The sequence below is a fragment of the Rhodococcus sp. WS3 genome (genome assembly GCF_003797085.1).
Lineage (GTDB): Bacteria > Actinomycetota > Actinomycetes > Mycobacteriales > Mycobacteriaceae > Rhodococcus_F > Rhodococcus_F globerula.
Window position 1 is genome coordinate 1,504,950 of record NZ_RKMA01000002.1, and the last position, 16,323, is coordinate 1,521,272.

Sequence of the window (16,323 nt, forward strand, 5' to 3'; positions counted from 1 at the left end):
TTATCTACTTGCAGCCAGGCAGATTCGAGCGGTAACGCTGATCTTCACCCAGGCGTGCGTTCTCGCTGAGGAGAACATCCGCTTCGAGCTGACGCGAAGCCTTTGCGGGCGTTCCGTCGGCGCCGAGACGACGATCGGCGGGACGCTCGTACAGGCTGTCGCCACCGCACATCGCCTTGGCGAGGCGACGCTGACCGTCGATGGTGCGCTGCTGCGCGGCTGCAACATAGTCCGCACGCTTGTCGGCGGGCACCGACTCGACAAATGCCTGCGGGTGGACAACCGCGATCAGTCCGGAGACGTGACCGAAGCCCAGGCTGGTCAGCAGGCCGGCGCGCAGCGGGAGCTGCTCGCCGAACTTGAGCGGCTGACGTGCCCACACGAGGTGCTCGAACTCGGCCATCTTGTCGTCGACGCAGTCGAGGCTGCGGTTCGGCGGGATGACGCCCTGGCTGAGCACCTGGCACAGACCGATCAGCTGGAAGGCAGCTGCGCCGCCCTTGGCGTGGCCGGTCAGGCTCTTCTGCGACACCACGAACATCGGAGCACCGTCACTGCGACCCAAAGCCCCGGCGAGACGCTCATGCAGTTCTGCCTCGTTGGGATCGTTTGCCGCGGTGGACGTGTCGTGCTTGGAGATGACCGCGATGTCGTCCGCGCTGACGCCGAGGGCGTTGAGCGAGAGTGCGAGCTGCGAATCCGCTCCGCCGCGTCCGGCACCCAGTGCGCCGATTCCCGGAGCCGGGATCGACGTGTGGACACCGTCTGCGAACGATCCGGCCCAGGCGACAACGCCGAGAACGGGCAAGCCCATTTCCAGTGCCAGGTCACCGCGAGCGAGCAGGATCGTGCCACCACCGGCGGACTCGACGAAGCCGCCGCGCCGGCGATCGTTTGCCCGCGAGAAGCGGCGATCTTCGATGCCCTTGGCGTGCATGTCCGACGTCTTGGCCGTGGCCGACATGTCACCGAAGCCGATGATGCCTTCCGCGCTCAGGTCGTCGAATCCACCGGCAACAACCAACTGGGCCTTGCCCAAGCGGATCTTGTCGACGCCCTCTTCGACGGACACGGCTGCCGTTGCGCAGGCCGCGACGGGGTGAACCATCGCGCCGTAGCCACCGACGTACGACTGAACGACGTGCGCCGCAATAACATTCGGCAGAGCTTCCTGCAGGATGTCGTTGGGACGGTTCTCGCCGAGCAGCGTGTCGATGTACAGGCTCCTCATGGACGTCATGCCGCCCATGCCGGTGCCCTGCGTGTTCGCCACCAGGCTCGGGTGAACCCAACGCAGCAGTTCGCTCGGAGTGAAGCCGCCCGTGAGGAATGCGTCCACGGTCGCAACGATGTTCCACAGTCCGACGCGGTCGACCGAATCGGCCATGTCGGCGGGGATGCCCCACTTCGTGACGTCGAAGTTGGTCGGAATCTGGCCGCCGACACTGCGGGTCAGCTTCATCTTGCGCGGAACACGGATCTCGGTGCCGGCGCGGCGCGTGACCGTCCAGTCACCGGACTCGGCCGAAACCGACGCCACTGTGTTCTCGGGATCGGATTCGACGAAGGCCTGAGCCTCTGCCTCGCTGCCGACCACGAAGCTCAGATCCTTGTCCAGGAACACGGAGGTGAGCAGCGGTGCGGTGTTGTCGATCATCTGGCCTTCGTCGACGTAGCGACGGATGCCGCACCGCTCGACAACTGCGTCATGGTACTTGTCGGCGATTTCCGCCTCTGGCACCAGATCGCCTGATTCGACGTCGTACCAACCCGGCTTGGGGTCGTTCTCCCAGACGATCAGTCCGGTGTTCCACGCCAATTCGAGAACGCCTGCGGCAGAGAGCTGCTCGTCGACCTCCATCTCGAAGCGGGTACGCGAGGAACCGTAGGGGCCGAGCTCTCCGGCGCCCACGATGACCACGAGGTCCGCGGGAGTGACATCGAGTTCGGGCCAGCTCGGAGCCTTGATCGAGGCATCGATGCGTGCCGGTGCGGACAGCGCGAGGATGGTGTTCTCGTCGACTGCTTCGTCGACTGCCTCGGCGATCTCTGCGGTCGCGGCGGCTTCCTTGGCGAGGGCGCCCAGGTCGAGGTTCGCCTCCGCAAGTCCACCGGTCAGGTCGACCTCGAGCGGAGCCTTGGCTGCGCTACGACGCGACTGCGCGGTAGCCGTCTTCAGCAGTTCGGTTGCCATTTCCTGGGTGGACCAGGTACGGACACCGGCAGCTTCGACAGCGTCGACGATCGGATCGTTGTGACCCATCAGGCCGGTTCCGCGGACCCAGCCGATGACGGCGTGTGCCAACGTGACTCGCTCGGCCCAGTTGCGCTCGGCCTTCCAGCGGTTGACCACGGCGATCAGCGAAGCCTTGGCCTCACCGTATGCACCGTCACCACCGAACGTTCCGCGGTTCGGCGAACCGGGCAGGACCACGTGCAGATGCGTGTCGACGTCGCTGTCGTAACCGATCTTCGACAGACCACCGATCAGGCGCTCCACCGACCACAGCAGCACGCGCATTTCCATTTCGGCGCGAGCGCCGGCGTCGGAGAGTTCTCCGCCGACGCGAGGAGCCGCGAACGGGAAGAGCATCGTCGGCGTCATAGCCGGCTTGATCAGCTTCTTTGCGCCACCGGCATTTTCGGTGGCCTCGTTGCCGATCCAGTCGATCAGTGCGTCGACGTCGGTGTACGACGCCATGTTGGCAGGAACCACCCAGAGAGCGGCACCGGCACGAGCGTTCTCGCGATACAGGTCACGGTAGAAGCCGAGACGCGAGCCGTCGAGACGCGACGTGGTGACGAATACCGTTGCGCCACCGGCCAGGAGCTTGCCCGTGACCGCTGCTGCGATCGAACCCTTGCTGGCTCCGGTCACGACTGCGACCTCGCCGGCCCACTCAGGTGCGTCGGATTCTGCAGTCACGGCCGCATCAGCGATGCGGGTGTAGACCTCGGCCAGCGTCGTGCGACCTTCGTCGGTGGCGCGGGTGGCCCACCACTTTGCCTGTGCGGCAACGGTGGAACCGGCACCGATGAAGTTCTCGACCGACAGAGTCTCACTGCCGAGCCAGATGCGAGCGAGATCCTCACGCGCACTTGCCCAACGGTCGTCGAGCAGGACCGCCTTCTGAGCGTCGAATGCCGGAGCAACCAGACGCGGCCAGTCGGAACCGAGTTCAGCCGAGACCAGGTCGACCAGTTCGGTGTCCTCGACCGTTGCGGCCGGAGCCTCTTCGCTGAGTCCGAGCTGCTCGAGCACGAGGCGGGCGGCCGAAGCCAGAACGCCGTTGCGGCCCGTGATGTTCTCGGTGAACTCACCCAGAGCGGCTGCGTCGACGGTTCCACCGCCGCCACCACCGGTTGCCGGCAGCGAAACGCTGGTGCCGCGAGCGGAGGCAACCGAAGCAACGGCGCTGTCGATGACTGCGTCGACTGCTGCTGCGTCGGCCAGAGCGCCGGAGGTCAGGCCGCCGAGGTCGCCGCCGCGGATGCTGGCACCGTCACGGGTACCGAGCGCTACCGCTGCGGTGACGTGGTGCGCCCAACCGTCGCCGAGTTCCCAGACCTTCTTGACACGATCGGCGATGTAGCCGGGACGCTTGCCCGAGGGGCCGAAGACCTTACGCAGGTGATCGTTGATCGAATCGGAAAGTACCGGTCCGAACGGCTTGTACGTACGGGCCAGCTTGTCGACAGTGGCTGCGAGCGAGCCCATGTCGGCATCCGCCGCACCGTCGATGGCACCGAGCGACAACTCGGATCCGAGGTCGACCAGAAGCTGGTTACGACGTGAGGACACACCGTCGCACAGTGCCTCGATCGTGTCGGCGGGGCCGACCTGATCGGGACGCAGCTTGGTCCACAGGCTGATCAGAACCTTGGTGGCGTCTGGCGCCTTGAAGGTGATGTCGTCCGGACGCGGTCCGCTGGACGTCGCGACGGGTGCAGCGGCGACCGGTGCGGCAGCGGCAGCCGCCGGAGTGGCAGCGGGTGCTTCCACCTCGTCGTCATCGTCGGCAGCAGCCGGATCGACATCCGTGCCGTAGACGATCGCAGCTTCACGCTCGATGTTCAGGACCTCGACCGGGTAGCCGAAGCGGCCCGGCAGCTTGAGGGTCTGCGATGCGAGGTTCGCGACGGTCGGGGCAGCGCCGAGGCCGACCTCGACAAAGCGCTCGACACCGAGTCCACCTTCGGACTCGTCGCTGAACAGCAGATCCTGGGTTTCGATCCAGCGGACCGGGCTGGCGAACTGCCACGCCAGCAGCTCGATCAGGATGATCCGGGACAGTTCGTGGCTGCGCGTTGCGTAGCTGTCGAAGTCAGCAAGGACTTCCTGCAGCTGCTCCGACGGCACCAGGTCGGCGATTTCCTGAACGAAGTCGCGGCTCAGCGAGAAGAGCCTCGGAACGAGGTTCGGGATGTAGCGGCCGATAAGGATGTCCGGATCGATGTCGTGCGGGAGCAAGTCCTGCAGGCATACGCGGAAGTCCGCCACGCCGCCGCGAAGGACGGTGGAGTGGAACGGCACGTCGATGCCGGGAACCTGGATGTAGGCGCGCTTGCCACCGAATTCCGCACGGAGACGATCGATCTCGACCTCGAGTGCGTCGAGGCCGGCAACGGATCCGGCGATGGCGTACTGGCTGCCACGCAGGTTCAGGTTGACGATTTCGAGGAACTCACCGGACGACTCGGCAACACCGGCGACAAAGTCCTGCACGTCGTCGTCGGACACACCGATCTGCGACGGGCGGATGGCAGCCATGCGGTAGTCGGAACGGCCCGCTGCGTCACGGGGAACCAGCTGGTGCATCGCGGATCCGCGCTGGAAGACAACTTCGAGAAGTGCTTCGAGCGGGAAGACCTCGGCAACAGCGGCGAGTGCGTTGTACTCACCCACCGAGTGACCGGCAAGGAACGAGCCTTCGATGAAGGTACCGGACTCGCGCAGTTCGGCAACCTGGGCTACACCGAGAACAGCCATCGCGACCTGGGTGAACTGCGTCAGGTGCAGAACACCGTCCGGGTGCTTGTGCTCGACGCCGCGGGCCTTGACGGTGACCGGGTTGTCGCGCACCACAGCAAGAATCGAGAATCCGAGCGCCTTGCGGGTGTGCTTGTCCGCACGCTCCCAGACGTCGCGCGCAGCCTTCGAGCGAGCGCGGGCGTCGAGGCCCATGCCCGGACGCTGGATGCCCTGGCCGGGGAAGGCGTAGATCGTCTTCGGTGCAGCAGTGCGTCCCGTCGCGACCATGACCAGGTCACCGTCGATGCGGCAACCGACCTCGACGATCTCGGCACCCTGATCGATACCGATGCGATCGACGCGGACGTCGATCTCGGCGCCGGGGCGGACCATGCCGAGGAAACGAGCGGTCCACGCGGTCAGGCGACGCGGAGGGGTGCGGGTCTCGTTGGGATCAACCGCGGTGACAACCTGCTGCGCCGCAGCCGAGAGCCACATACCGTGCACGATCGGGGTTCCGAGGCCCGCGAGCAAAGCGGCGTTGTCGGAGGTGTGAATCGGGTTGTGGTCACCGGAAACCTGAGCGAACGCACCCATGCTGACCGGCGCGAGGATCTTCGCGTCACGGCGACGACGACGCGAGGTGTCGACAGCCGCATCGCTGATCGATCCACCGGCGCGAGCCGGGTCGGCGAGTTCGCCAGCGCCGGTGCGTCCGCGGATCGCGAAACGCTCACTCATGGTGACGACTGCGGGGGCGTCGAGGCCCTCGCCGAGCATGGCACCGACCTCGACCTTGACCTCGACGACGCGACCGAGGTCGGTGTCGAGAACCGAGGCGACCTCGGCATTGACCACGAGAATGCTTGTCTCGGAGGGCAGCTCACCGACAAAGTCGACGGTGTGGTCGAGGTGGACCAGGTCGAGCATGCCTTCGATAACGGAAAGACTATCGAGCTTGGCTGCGCCGAGGACTGCGAACACTGCAGGCCAGCATGCTCCGACGACGACGTCCGGAACAGCCTTGCCGCTGACACTGAGCGTGGCGGGCAGACCCGAACCGGTGACACCGGCGTGATCGGCGATGCGATCGGGAACCCACGCGACGTTGAGGCGGGCCTTGCCGTTCTTGACGGTCGGCAGTTCCTGTCCTGCAGCAACTGCCAACAGTGCGGACATCGCGGCTTCAGCGTCGGCCTCGGTGACGACCGGGGCGCCGCCGTCGACAACGGAGCTGGGAATGGTGATCGTGATGTCGACCGACTTGTCTGCCACCAGCGGAACCGAGAGCAGGACGTGAGTCTCGTCGACAACCGTCAGGCTCGATCCGGTCGAGGCGTGAACAGCCTTGTCAACGGACTCGGCACTCCACTCTTCGAGGTCGCCGAGACGACGGACCGGGTTCTGGGTCAGCCGGCCGGCCCACTGGAGATCCGGTGCCGACAGAACGGCGTCGAGCAGACCGGGAGCGGAATCCTGGTGGCGACGGCTCGCGAGGACAACCGGAGTGGTTCCGGCAGCAACCAATTCGTCGTACGTGGCCTTCTCGAAACGATCGAGCAGGTCACCGACGGGCTCGTCGACACGCGTGATGCCGGCAACGGCAACGGTGCCGGGGATGACGCACACCTGATCTGCGGTGTACCGCGGATCGTGTGCCTGCCACAGGGAGTCACTGCGCCACCAGCGGCGCACGTCACCGTCGACGACGGGAACGAAGTTGACCGGCTTGCCCGGCGTCTTGCACAGCGAGATGAAGAACGAGACGTCTGCGGGATGCAGAACCGTGCTCGTGTAGTCCGGGTACGACGCCTGCAGTGCGCAAATCGCAGCTTCGGGACGCTCGAGGGTCTCGGCATCGCCGAACAGGGTCGGGATGGGGCCGCGGTCGACGGGGTGCAGACGAGCCTCGGTGCGCTGGAGCATCTCGCCGAAGCGAGCACGCCAGGTGATGTCGAGCCACGGGCTCGTCGTTGCCTCGGCGATAGCGTCCTGAAGGTCTGCGCCACAGTCGAATTCCTTGGCCGCGTCGATACCGACGGTCAGCTCGAGGTAACGACGCAGCCACTGCGCGTACGTCATGGTCTCGATGTCACCGAAGTACGGCTTGGCGGTGACGTCGAGTGCTGCGATGATCTCGTCGCGGCGCTCGGCAACGGCGTCGGCGTCGCCGGCAACCTCGTCGAGGAGGCGTCCGGTGCGCGATGCGGCGTTGTCGATCTCGTGGATGTCGGCACCGAGCTGGCTACGGCCCGAAGCCATTCCACCTTCGGCAGTGCCCGCACCGACCCAGTCCGGAGTACCCGGTGTGTCGACGAGGAGCTGCTTGACCTCGGGAGACGTGGTGGCCTCCAGCGTCGCCATGGCTGCCGTGCCGACGAGGATGCCGTCGACGGGCATTGCCGGGAAGCCGGCTCCGACAGACCAGCGGCCGGTCAGGTAATCGGCTGCGCGCTCGGGTGTTCCGATGCCGCCGCCGACGCAGATGATCAGGTTCGAACGCGTACGCAGCTCGGCGTACGTGTCGAGGAGCAGGTCGTCGAGGTCTTCCCACGAGTGGTGTCCGCCGGCGCGGCCACCTTCGATGTGAACGATGACGGGGAAGTTCGGAACCTCGTTGGCGATGCGGATCACCGAACGGATCTGCGCCACGGTGCCCGGCTTGAATGCGATGTTGGTGATGCCGATCTCGGACAGCTCTTCGATAAGCGCAACGGCCTCTTCGAGTTCCGGGATACCGGCGGTGACGATGACGCCGTCGATGGGTGCACCGGCAGTACGAGCGCGCTGCACGAGGCGCTTGCCACCGAGCTGCAGCTTCCACAGGTACGGATCGAGGAACAGCGAGTTGAACTGGACCGCGCGGCCCGGCTCGAGGAGCATCTTCAGTTCTGCGACACGGTCTTCGAAGATCTCTTCGGTGACCTGTCCGCCACCGGCAAGCTCGGCCCAGTGACCGGCATTGGCTGCGGCGGCGACGATCTTGGCGTCGACGGTGGTCGGAGTCATGCCGGCCAACAGGATCGGTGAGCGACCCGTGAGCTTCGTGAAGGCCGTCTCGACGCCGATGCGGCCGCCGGGAAGCGCTACAGGCTTGGGCGCGAATTCGGACCACGAAGGTGAGACCTCAGGCGCAGCACCGGGGGTGAGCAAGTTGCGATGTCCACCGCGGGTGGACGCGGCGATGATGCCAACACCCTGCCCACGCAGCGAGGACGACGTCATACGGGTCAGCTGGTCGCTGGGTCCGAGATCGAGAATCCATTGCGCGCCGGCGTCAATGGCGCCATTCACGGCCTGCACCCAGTTGACCGGGGCGACCAGAATTGCCTGCGCAAGTGCGCTGGCGCGATCTGCGTCGAGGCCGCAGCGCGCTGCCCAGCTGCCGACCAGGTCGACTGCGTCGGCGAGCGCCGGGTGGTGGAAACCGATTTCGGTGTCGAGGGCGTCGAAGGTGGGAGCGAAGACCGAACCGCCACGCTTCTTTCCATCGCGCTCGCGGGCTTCGTTCGCCTCGATCTGCTCGCAATGTTCCTGCACGCGGGCCAACTGAGCGGGCGGTCCGGCGAGGACAACACGGCGGCGTCCGTTACGAATAGCGAGGACTGCTGCACGATTGTCCGTCGTGGTCTCGGCAAGTTCGGCGACAATCGCGGCGAGGCGCTCGGGATCGACGTTGGACACGGCGACCATCGGCTTGCCCGACGCGCTCGCGATGATGCCGCGACGACGGCCGACCAGGCTGGCTGCGGCGCCGACGAGCTGAGCAACAGCAAGAAGCTCGCCGTCGTCGTTGCCACCAGCTGCAACTGCAGCAGTCGCGAGCACGCCCTGCGAATGTCCGATGACGGACACGGGCGGATGCGCTGCAATATCGAGACCCTGCGCAGTCAGCGCACGCAACGCCGCAAGTTGCGTGAGGAAGACGCCGGGGAGCGAAACGGGTGCTGCGGTGAGTGCTGCAGCAGAGGGACCTGCCGGCTTCTCACCTTCTTCTTCGTCAACGATCTCGGCTTCGAGAATCCACGCGACCGGATCGAATCCGATCGGGCGCACCACCACAAGATCCTGCGCGAGCGGAGCGAGGCGCGCTGCTGCGTCGTTGACCAAGTCGGTGAGAATCGGCTCGAGGCCGTTGTCGCGGCTGAGTTCTTCGAGCGTGCTGAGCCACGGGGCGCCCTGTCCACCGAAGGCAAGGGCGTACGGCAATCCGTTGTTCAGTGAATCGACGAGGGCACCTTTACTGTTCGTGCGGGAGGCTCCCCCGTCGACGCCGACGCGGCGTCCATCCTTCGAGTCGCGTCCGTTTCCTGTAGGTGTCGTGTCATCGATCGTCACGCGTACGTCCTCTCCTGGTCACCTCTGCGGCGAGGTGGGAATTGTGGGTCTGCCCGGGGCGCACGTTCTGCAACTCGACCGAAAGAATCGGCATGTCTGCGCCTGCCGTGCACGTTAAGGCTGACACAGGATCATGAGGATTTCCTCACGTTTGCTGACGGCTCGAAATACGGGACTTTCCACGCGGTGATCTTCCTCACGGGATGTCGAGAAAGTGACTCGCGAGTAGGTCGCAAACGTGCTGCCAGGGACTGTTACTCGGATTTCCACAAACCTGAGGAACTCCTCATATTTATCGTTACCAAATCGTTACCCTCTTGACGGTTGGCCCATCGCGTGCCTTTCACCCCAAAACCTGTCGGACTCCCGCGCTAGGTTCAGCGCGTCCGATCGGACAACTTTCTCGGGGGGAGAAATCATGGGTACCGACACCACAAAAATCGTCATCGACTTCATCGCACGCGAGCTGCCACAGTCCGCGTGGCCGCACTGGACCGATGGGTGGGCACACGAGGCCGAAGCAGCCATCCTCGACGCGGCCTTCTCGGCCCGCGCCGCGTACGGAACACCCACGACGGGCGTGCGGGCCGTCATCACGCGGTGGCGTCACCACCGCCAGTCAGACGCACCACTGGACAACCTCTCCGCTCTGGCAGCCTTTGCGGAGCGCGGCGACGAACTGGCCGTCATTCTCGGTAACCGTCAGCGGGTGCCGGGCAACTACTCCACCAAAGCGGAGGCTGCCGCACTGGGCGCCGCATCACTGGTTGCCGTCGGATGCACCGGAAGTGCAGATATCGGCAACACCGACGCGCATCGAGCGGCAATCATGTCGGTTCCAGGGTTCGGAGCGCGCACATTCGACATGCTGCTGTTCCTGTCCGGCACACTCACACCCGATTCGGTGGAACTACTGACTCGTTTTGCCACCGAGGCAGCCGGTAGCGCCGAACCGCTGGGCGGCGTGGAGGCAACGTCACTGCTCGCTGCAGTGGCTGCAGAATTGGATGTCCCCGCAACAACTCTCACGCACGCAGCGTGGCGGTACCAACGCACCGCCGAACAACCACGGCGACCGGCAAAATCGGACCCGGTTCCAGCCATGTGAGGGCCGTGTCCGCTGCATGTGAGGGCCGTGTCCGCCGTCGGGTCGGCAATCGCGTATCCTGTGAATTCCGCGCGCGAGTGGCGGAATTGGCAGACGCGCTGGATTTAGGTTCCAGTGTCTCAGGACGTGGGGGTTCAAGTCCCCCCTCGCGCACAACGCAGAGCCCCATCGAGATCGTTTCGGTGGGGCTCTGCTTTTTGGCGCTTTTTGGCATCTACGACACGCCGTGGCACGGCATCTACGACACGCCGTGGCACGGCATCTACGACACGCCGTGGCACGGCATCTACGACACCGTGTCGGAGATCGCAGGGCGCGGCACTATAGCTCTGCGGTACCGTCGTAGTGTGTCGAAGAAGCCTACAAAAAGCCGACCTGCGCTGATCCTGCTGGTTCTTGTGTCAGCAGCGGTCTGCTTGTCGCTCGGCTGGTGGCAGTGGGAGCGCTTCGAAGCTGTGGGCGGCAGCGGGCAGAACCTCGGCTATGCGTTGCAGTGGCCACTGTTCGCCGCGTTTGTGGTGTACGCATATCGCAAGTTCGTTCAGCTCGAGGATGCCGATCCGGACGAGGTCGAAGCCGAGGAAGCCGCAGCGGAGCCGCGTGAGATTCCGGCCGATCTGCTGCCGCAACGCCCCCGGGCACAGTTCGGCGACGCGGAACTCGATGCCGATGACCCCGAAGCACGCCAAATGCTCGAATACAACGACTACCTTGCGCAGCTCGCCGCTCGCGAGCCCGATAGGAGCACTACGTGAGTACCGGCCCGGAAGCGAGCACCGCTACCCCCTCAGACAAGGCCACCAAGGCGCAGGCCGAGAAGCAGAAGAAGGTTGCTTCTGCGCTTGTTCGCTACCGCGTTCTGGCGTGGATCACCGGCCTGTGGCTGCTGTTCCTGACCGGTGAGATGGTCTACAAGTACCTCATCCTGGAAAACTCCGCGGATGCTCCGTCGTGGCTGTTCTACATCGGCCAGATTCACGGGCTGTTCTACATGCTGTACCTGGTGTTCACAGTCGACCTGGCTATCAAGGCCCGCTGGAAGGCAGGCACGACGGTTGCCACGGCACTGGCCGGCACCATTCCGTTCCTGTCGTTTGTGTTCGAACACAAGCGGACCATCCAGGTCAAGAGCGACTACAACCTCTGATTCTCCGTAAAGCAAAGGCCCTGAACGTCATTCACGTTCAGGGCCTTTTCTCGTGTGTGCGATCAGTCGGCCAGTGCCGCCAGTGCCGCCAGTGCGGGCACCAGCTGCACCAGCGCTCTCCCGCGATGCGAGGCCGCGTCCTTCTCGGCCGGAGTCAGTTCCGCCGCCGAGCGGGTGTCACCGTCTGGGCGGAAGATCGGGTCGTAACCGAATCCGCCGTCGCCTGCCGGTTCCCGGCCGATGACGCCGCGCCATTCACCGCGGACCACGGTCTCGTCGCCGCCGGGGATCACCAGCGCGCAGGCCGAGACAAAGGCCGCGCCGCGCCGTTCGTCGGGCACGTCACCCAACTGAGCGAGCACCAGCGCAGTGTTGGCGCCGTCGTTTCCGTGGGTACCGGACCAGCGGGCAGACAACACGCCGGGCATCCCGTTCAGCGCATCGATCTCGACACCGGAATCGTCTGCGATACAAGGCATTCCGGTAGCAGCGGCTCCGTCACGAGCCTTCGCGAGCGCATTTTCTTCGAATGTCGCACCGGTCTCGGGCGCTTCCGGAAACGGCGGCACCTCATCGAGCCCGACCAGTTCGATTCCGCTCACACCGGCCGCGTCGAGAACGCGATGGAGTTCCTTCAGCTTCTTGGCATTTCTACTTGCTACCAGTACTCGTACGCTCACAGCTCAGGCACCGAACTTCTTCTTGGGTTCCGGGTTCTTGGGTTCGGGCAACACACCCGGATACGGCTCCGCCAATGCCTGACGCTGGATCTCGAACAGCTGCTCACAGCCCGCCAGCGCGGAGTCGAGAAGCTTGTCCAGGGTCGAGCGCGGGAACGTGGCACCTTCGCCGGTGCCCTGGATTTCCACCAAGGTGCCGGTATCGGTGGCGACGACGTTCATGTCGACCTCGGCACGCGAATCCTCTTCGTACGGCAGATCGAGGCGCACTCGTCCGTCGACGACGCCGACGCTGACGGCCGCGATGCCACACGAGATGGGCTGAGGGTCGCTCAGCAGATTGGCAGCGCGAAGATACGTCACCGCGTCGACGAGAGCTACGTACGCCCCCGTCACGGCGGCGGTACGGGTGCCACCATCTGCCTGCAGGACATCGCAGTCCAGAGCAATGGTGTTCTCGCCGATGGCCGCGAGGTCGATGCAGGCCCGAAGGGATCGACCGATGAGCCGGCTGATCTCCTGGGTGCGGCCACCGACCTTGCCCTTGACGGATTCACGTCCACTGCGGGTATGCGTAGCTGCGGGCAGCATCGCATATTCGGCGGTGAGCCAACCGAGCCCGGAACCCTTGCGCCACCGCGGAACACCCTCTTCGACGCTGGCCGTGCACATCACTCGGGTGTTTCCGAACTCGACCAGAACCGAGCCGGCCGGATGGCTGGTGAACCCGCGGGTGATCTTGATCGGGCGAAGTTCGTCGTCCGCCCTGCCGTCTTCTCGTGTAGTCACCTTCGTGAGCCTAGCGTCCCACCCCAGGCAACACGTCAGATGTCGTAGACGCTTCCCGCGGACACAGCGTGAACCGGCCCTGCGAACTCGGATTTCGCTTCGGCGATGACGTCCTCCCTGGACGTCCACGGCGGGATGTGGGTGAGGAGTAGTTCCTTCACTCCGGCCAACGTCGCGATCCGGCCGGCTTCCTTGCCGGACAAGTGAATACCTTCCGGCCGATCAGGACTGTCCGTCCACGACGCCTCGGAAAGGAGGATGTCGGCTCCACGAGCAAGCTCGACGACGTTGTCACACATTCCGGTATCGCCGGTGTACACGAGAATCCGTCCGTCGGCGTCCGTGATCCGGAATCCGTACGCCTCGGGCGGATGATTCATGCGGCTTGCCACGACGGTCAGTTCACCGAAGGTGACGGGTTCGTTCTCCGCCCACAACTTCAGATCGATGGTGTCGGAAATATCGTCCATCTCCCCCGCGCACTCGGCGGACGACGTTCCGATCCTGCACGCCGTGTCTGTCGGGCCGTACACCAACGCTCGCCCCTCGGGGCGGTTCGGATGATAGCGACGCCACACGAGCAGGCTCGGCATGTCGAGGCAGTGATCGGCGTGCAGATGCGAGAGCAGAATCGTCGCGTCCCCTGGGTCCGCGTACCGCTGCAGAGCCCCGAGCACTCCGGGACCGAAATCTATGACGAGCGGCGGGGTACCCGGCGCTGTGAGCAGGTAACCCGAAGCCGGTGAATCCGGCCCCGAGACGCTGCCGGAACACCCCAGGACGGTCATGCGCATAAGGTCATGCTGCCACGTCGACCCATTAACAAAAAAGCTCCCGGTCGTTTTGGCGAGTCGAAGTCACACCGCCGGTGGGGTGTGACCCACGTCCGATCAGAAAGTTGCTGGTCGGGCTGGTGTTGTAGCGCCGGCGCGGTTCGCTCGATCGCCGGAGGAGAGTGCCCACGCCGCTACGACGCCGCCGACCGCACCGAACAAATGCCCCTGCCACGAGACACCCGGCGTGCTGGGCACCACGCCCCACAGGACTCCGCCGTAGATCACGAAGACAACAACGCCGATCAGAATCTGGCCGAAACTCCGGGTGAAGAATCCACGCGTCAACAGGTAGGTCACCCACCCGAAGATCAGCACCGACGCCCCGACGTGATTGGTATTCGCTCCGGCAACGAGCCACGTTCCGACCCCGCCGATCACCCAGATGATTCCGGTCGCAGCCAACCCTCTCGATATGCCAGACACCAGAACGAGATAGCCGAGTATCAGTACGGGGATGGTGTTCGCGATCAAGTGTGCCCAGTCGTCGTGCAACACGGGCGCAAACAGGATTCCCCACAAACCGTCGAGCGTTCGCGGTGAGACTCCGGCGTTCTGGACGTTCTGACCGGAAATGACGTCGATGATCTCGATGACGTACAGCGCTAGTACAAATCCGCCGACCAGCACCGCGGACTGCTTCCACACCGACGGCGGTTTCGGCGCGGGAACCGGTGCCCGTGAACCGAAATCAGGACTGTTGAAATCCATCGTCATCGCGTGCGTCCTCACAGTAGATGTGTCTACTTCGAGGTTACCGGCGCTCGCCGGGCTAGACGAAAGCCGACGGGAACAGGTCTCGGTAACTCGGGATCCCCGCCACCGATGTCGCGTCGAGAATCGCCTTGACGATCGCGCGTTCCACGACCTGGGCGGCAGCCGCACAGACAGCGTCGAGGATCGGCAGATCCGCCGGGAACGCTGCAGGTACGTCGATCGCCGATTCCGGCGTGTGCGTTCCGGTAGCGAGCGCAAAGATCGTGTCGCCGTCCAACGGCGAATGGGCCGGACGGATTGCCCGGGCCAAACCGTCGTGACCGGCAACTGCAACGCGTCGGCACCCGGCTTTGGTCAGGGCCGCGTCGGTAGCGACGACGCCGATGGTGGTGTTGAGCACTGTCCCTTTGGCGCCGATTGCGTTGGCTGCGTCGAGCTCGCACGGGATCGGCATGCCGATCCCGAAGGACGCCTCCCCCTCGGACCCGACGCCCCACGGCAGACCGGTACGCGGATCGAAGACCGAGCCGACCGGGTTTGCCACGATCAGGGCCGACACAGTTGTCCCCTTGGCCGGTCCGTCTGTGATCACGACGCTGGCAGTTCCGACGCCGCCTTTGATCCCACCGGCGCGGGCACCGACACCGGCGCCCACTGTTCCGGTCGCACATTCACGCGACGCGGATTCTGCTGCCAGATATCCGAAATCGGCGTCAGGTCGAATCTTCCAGTCCCCGACCGGAAGATCGAAGATGACGGCGCCCGGCACGATCGGCACCACCTGGCCAGGCAGGCCCATCGCGATTCCGTGGCCGTGTTCCTCGAGCCAGCGCATGACACCGTCGGCGGCAGCGAGGCCGTACGCACTTCCACCGGTCAGGAGCACGGCATTGACCTGCTGAACCGAATGGCTCGGGTCGAGGAGATCGGTTTCGCGAGTACCCGGCCCGCCGCCCCGAACATCAACTCCCGCAACCACTCCCGCCGGGGCCAGCACAACGGTGCATCCCGTCGCGGCCCCCGCCCCCAGAGCAGCGTCGTCGTCGAGCCGATGATGATGACCGACAGTCAAACCGGCGATGTCGGTCAACGAATCCGTGGGGCCGGGCGCCGTGGTGATCACGGCATGAGCGCCTGAACGAGCGAATCCTGCATCCACGTCAACCAGTGATAGACATCAAGATGCGGTGCTCGCGGATCATCCGGATCCAAACTTTCCGGAGTGTCTGCGTCGATACCGAGATTGGTGCCGAGAGCCAGACGAACGTCGTTGAGCGCGGACAGCCACGCGTCGGCCTGCTCCTGGGTCAGGAGGATCTTGCCGCCGTCCGCGGGAAGCGAGGCCAGCAAAACCCTGCCGGCAGCCTTCTTCGCGTCGATGATCTCGGGTTCGTGCAAACTCCGCAGCGCTCCGTTGACATTGGCGCCGGCGTCGTCGAGATCATCGGAATCCGGGGACGCTTTACTGGGGTCGGTTCGCTGAAAATCTGGGAGCAACCGCGCCAGAACCGGATTGTCGGGCGATTCCGAATTACCGGTTCGAAGACCGGTGAGCGCCGCCAACTCGTCCTGCGGTGCGCCGGACTCACGATCTTCCAGCAGTCCGATCACCGACTCTACGAGCGAACTCAGGACGGTCACCTCATGAGCGTCCATCTCGGATTTGAACTTCACTCCGGAAAGCGAGTTCTTCTTGATCCACGTCCGCACGCGTCGGACTCCCCTCTTGTGATCGGATC

The 16,323-nt window shown here is 64.8% G+C and carries 10 protein-coding genes and 1 tRNA gene; 4 read left to right on the forward strand and 7 right to left on the reverse strand.

Features of this window, described 5'->3' with window-relative positions:
• Positions 1-4: 4 nt before the first annotated feature.
• Positions 5-9,310 carry a type I polyketide synthase gene (locus EEB13_RS21015; protein ID WP_141486166.1) on the reverse strand — a complete coding sequence of 3,102 codons (9,306 nt, stop codon included), beginning with the start codon at positions 9,308-9,310 and terminating at the stop codon, positions 5-7.
• A gap of 418 nt (positions 9,311-9,728) precedes the next feature.
• On the opposite strand from EEB13_RS21015, the gene EEB13_RS21020 reads away from it, so the two are divergent.
• The 4 genes from EEB13_RS21020 (at position 9,729) to EEB13_RS21035 (ending at position 11,565) form a co-directional block, all read left to right on the forward strand.
• The gene (locus tag EEB13_RS21020) at positions 9,729-10,418 is read left to right on the forward strand and encodes a hypothetical protein (RefSeq protein WP_045066895.1); all 690 of its coding nucleotides are present in this window, start codon (positions 9,729-9,731) and stop codon (positions 10,416-10,418) included.
• A gap of 71 nt (positions 10,419-10,489) precedes the next feature.
• Positions 10,490-10,571: transfer RNA gene (locus EEB13_RS21025), tRNA-Leu, on the forward strand.
• A gap of 194 nt (positions 10,572-10,765) precedes the next feature.
• Entirely contained in the window at positions 10,766-11,173 is a 408-nt protein-coding gene (locus EEB13_RS21030) for a glucitol operon activator (protein WP_033233158.1), read from the forward strand.
• Entirely contained in the window at positions 11,170-11,565 is a 396-nt protein-coding gene (locus tag EEB13_RS21035; protein ID WP_033232737.1) for a DUF3817 domain-containing protein, read from the forward strand. Before EEB13_RS21030 ends, EEB13_RS21035 begins: the two co-directional genes overlap by 4 nt.
• A gap of 62 nt (positions 11,566-11,627) precedes the next feature.
• Here EEB13_RS21035 and rdgB read toward each other — a convergent pair whose 3' ends face one another.
• The 6 genes from rdgB to EEB13_RS21065 form a co-directional block, all read right to left on the reverse strand.
• Positions 11,628-12,245 (reverse strand): RdgB/HAM1 family non-canonical purine NTP pyrophosphatase, encoded by a 618-nt coding sequence (rdgB, locus tag EEB13_RS21040; protein ID WP_141486167.1) that lies wholly within the window; start codon positions 12,243-12,245, stop codon positions 11,628-11,630.
• Positions 12,246-12,248: 3 nt separating this feature from the next.
• On the reverse strand, positions 12,249-13,034 hold the full coding sequence (gene rph, locus EEB13_RS21045; RefSeq protein ID WP_033232735.1) for a ribonuclease PH: 786 nt from the start codon (positions 13,032-13,034) through the stop codon (positions 12,249-12,251).
• 35 nt (positions 13,035-13,069) lie between these two features.
• On the reverse strand, positions 13,070-13,828 hold the full coding sequence (locus tag EEB13_RS21050; protein ID WP_045066892.1) for a cyclic nucleotide-degrading phosphodiesterase: 759 nt from the start codon (positions 13,826-13,828) through the stop codon (positions 13,070-13,072).
• A gap of 96 nt (positions 13,829-13,924) precedes the next feature.
• Positions 13,925-14,584, reverse strand: coding sequence for a rhomboid family intramembrane serine protease (locus EEB13_RS21055; RefSeq protein WP_033232731.1), 660 nt, complete (start codon positions 14,582-14,584; stop codon positions 13,925-13,927).
• Positions 14,585-14,639: 55 nt separating this feature from the next.
• Complete coding sequence (locus tag EEB13_RS21060; RefSeq protein ID WP_095885871.1) at positions 14,640-15,707, reverse strand: P1 family peptidase; 1,068 nt, start codon at positions 15,705-15,707, stop codon at positions 14,640-14,642.
• On the reverse strand, positions 15,704-16,294 hold the full coding sequence (locus tag EEB13_RS21065) for a DUF2017 domain-containing protein (RefSeq protein ID WP_033232729.1): 591 nt from the start codon (positions 16,292-16,294) through the stop codon (positions 15,704-15,706). Before EEB13_RS21065 ends, EEB13_RS21060 begins: the two co-directional genes overlap by 4 nt.
• Positions 16,295-16,323: the final 29 nt, after the last annotated feature.

What these genes read in the sequence shown, in the direction of transcription:
- EEB13_RS21020 (WP_045066895.1), top strand. Translation starts at nt 9,729, where the DNA reads ATGGGTACCGACACCACAAAAATCGTCATCGACTTCATCGCACGCGAG.
- EEB13_RS21050 (WP_045066892.1), bottom strand. Translation starts at nt 13,828, where the DNA reads ATGCGCATGACCGTCCTGGGGTGTTCCGGCAGCGTCTCGGGGCCGGAT.
- EEB13_RS21055 (WP_033232731.1), bottom strand. Translation starts at nt 14,584, where the DNA reads ATGACGATGGATTTCAACAGTCCTGATTTCGGTTCACGGGCACCGGTT.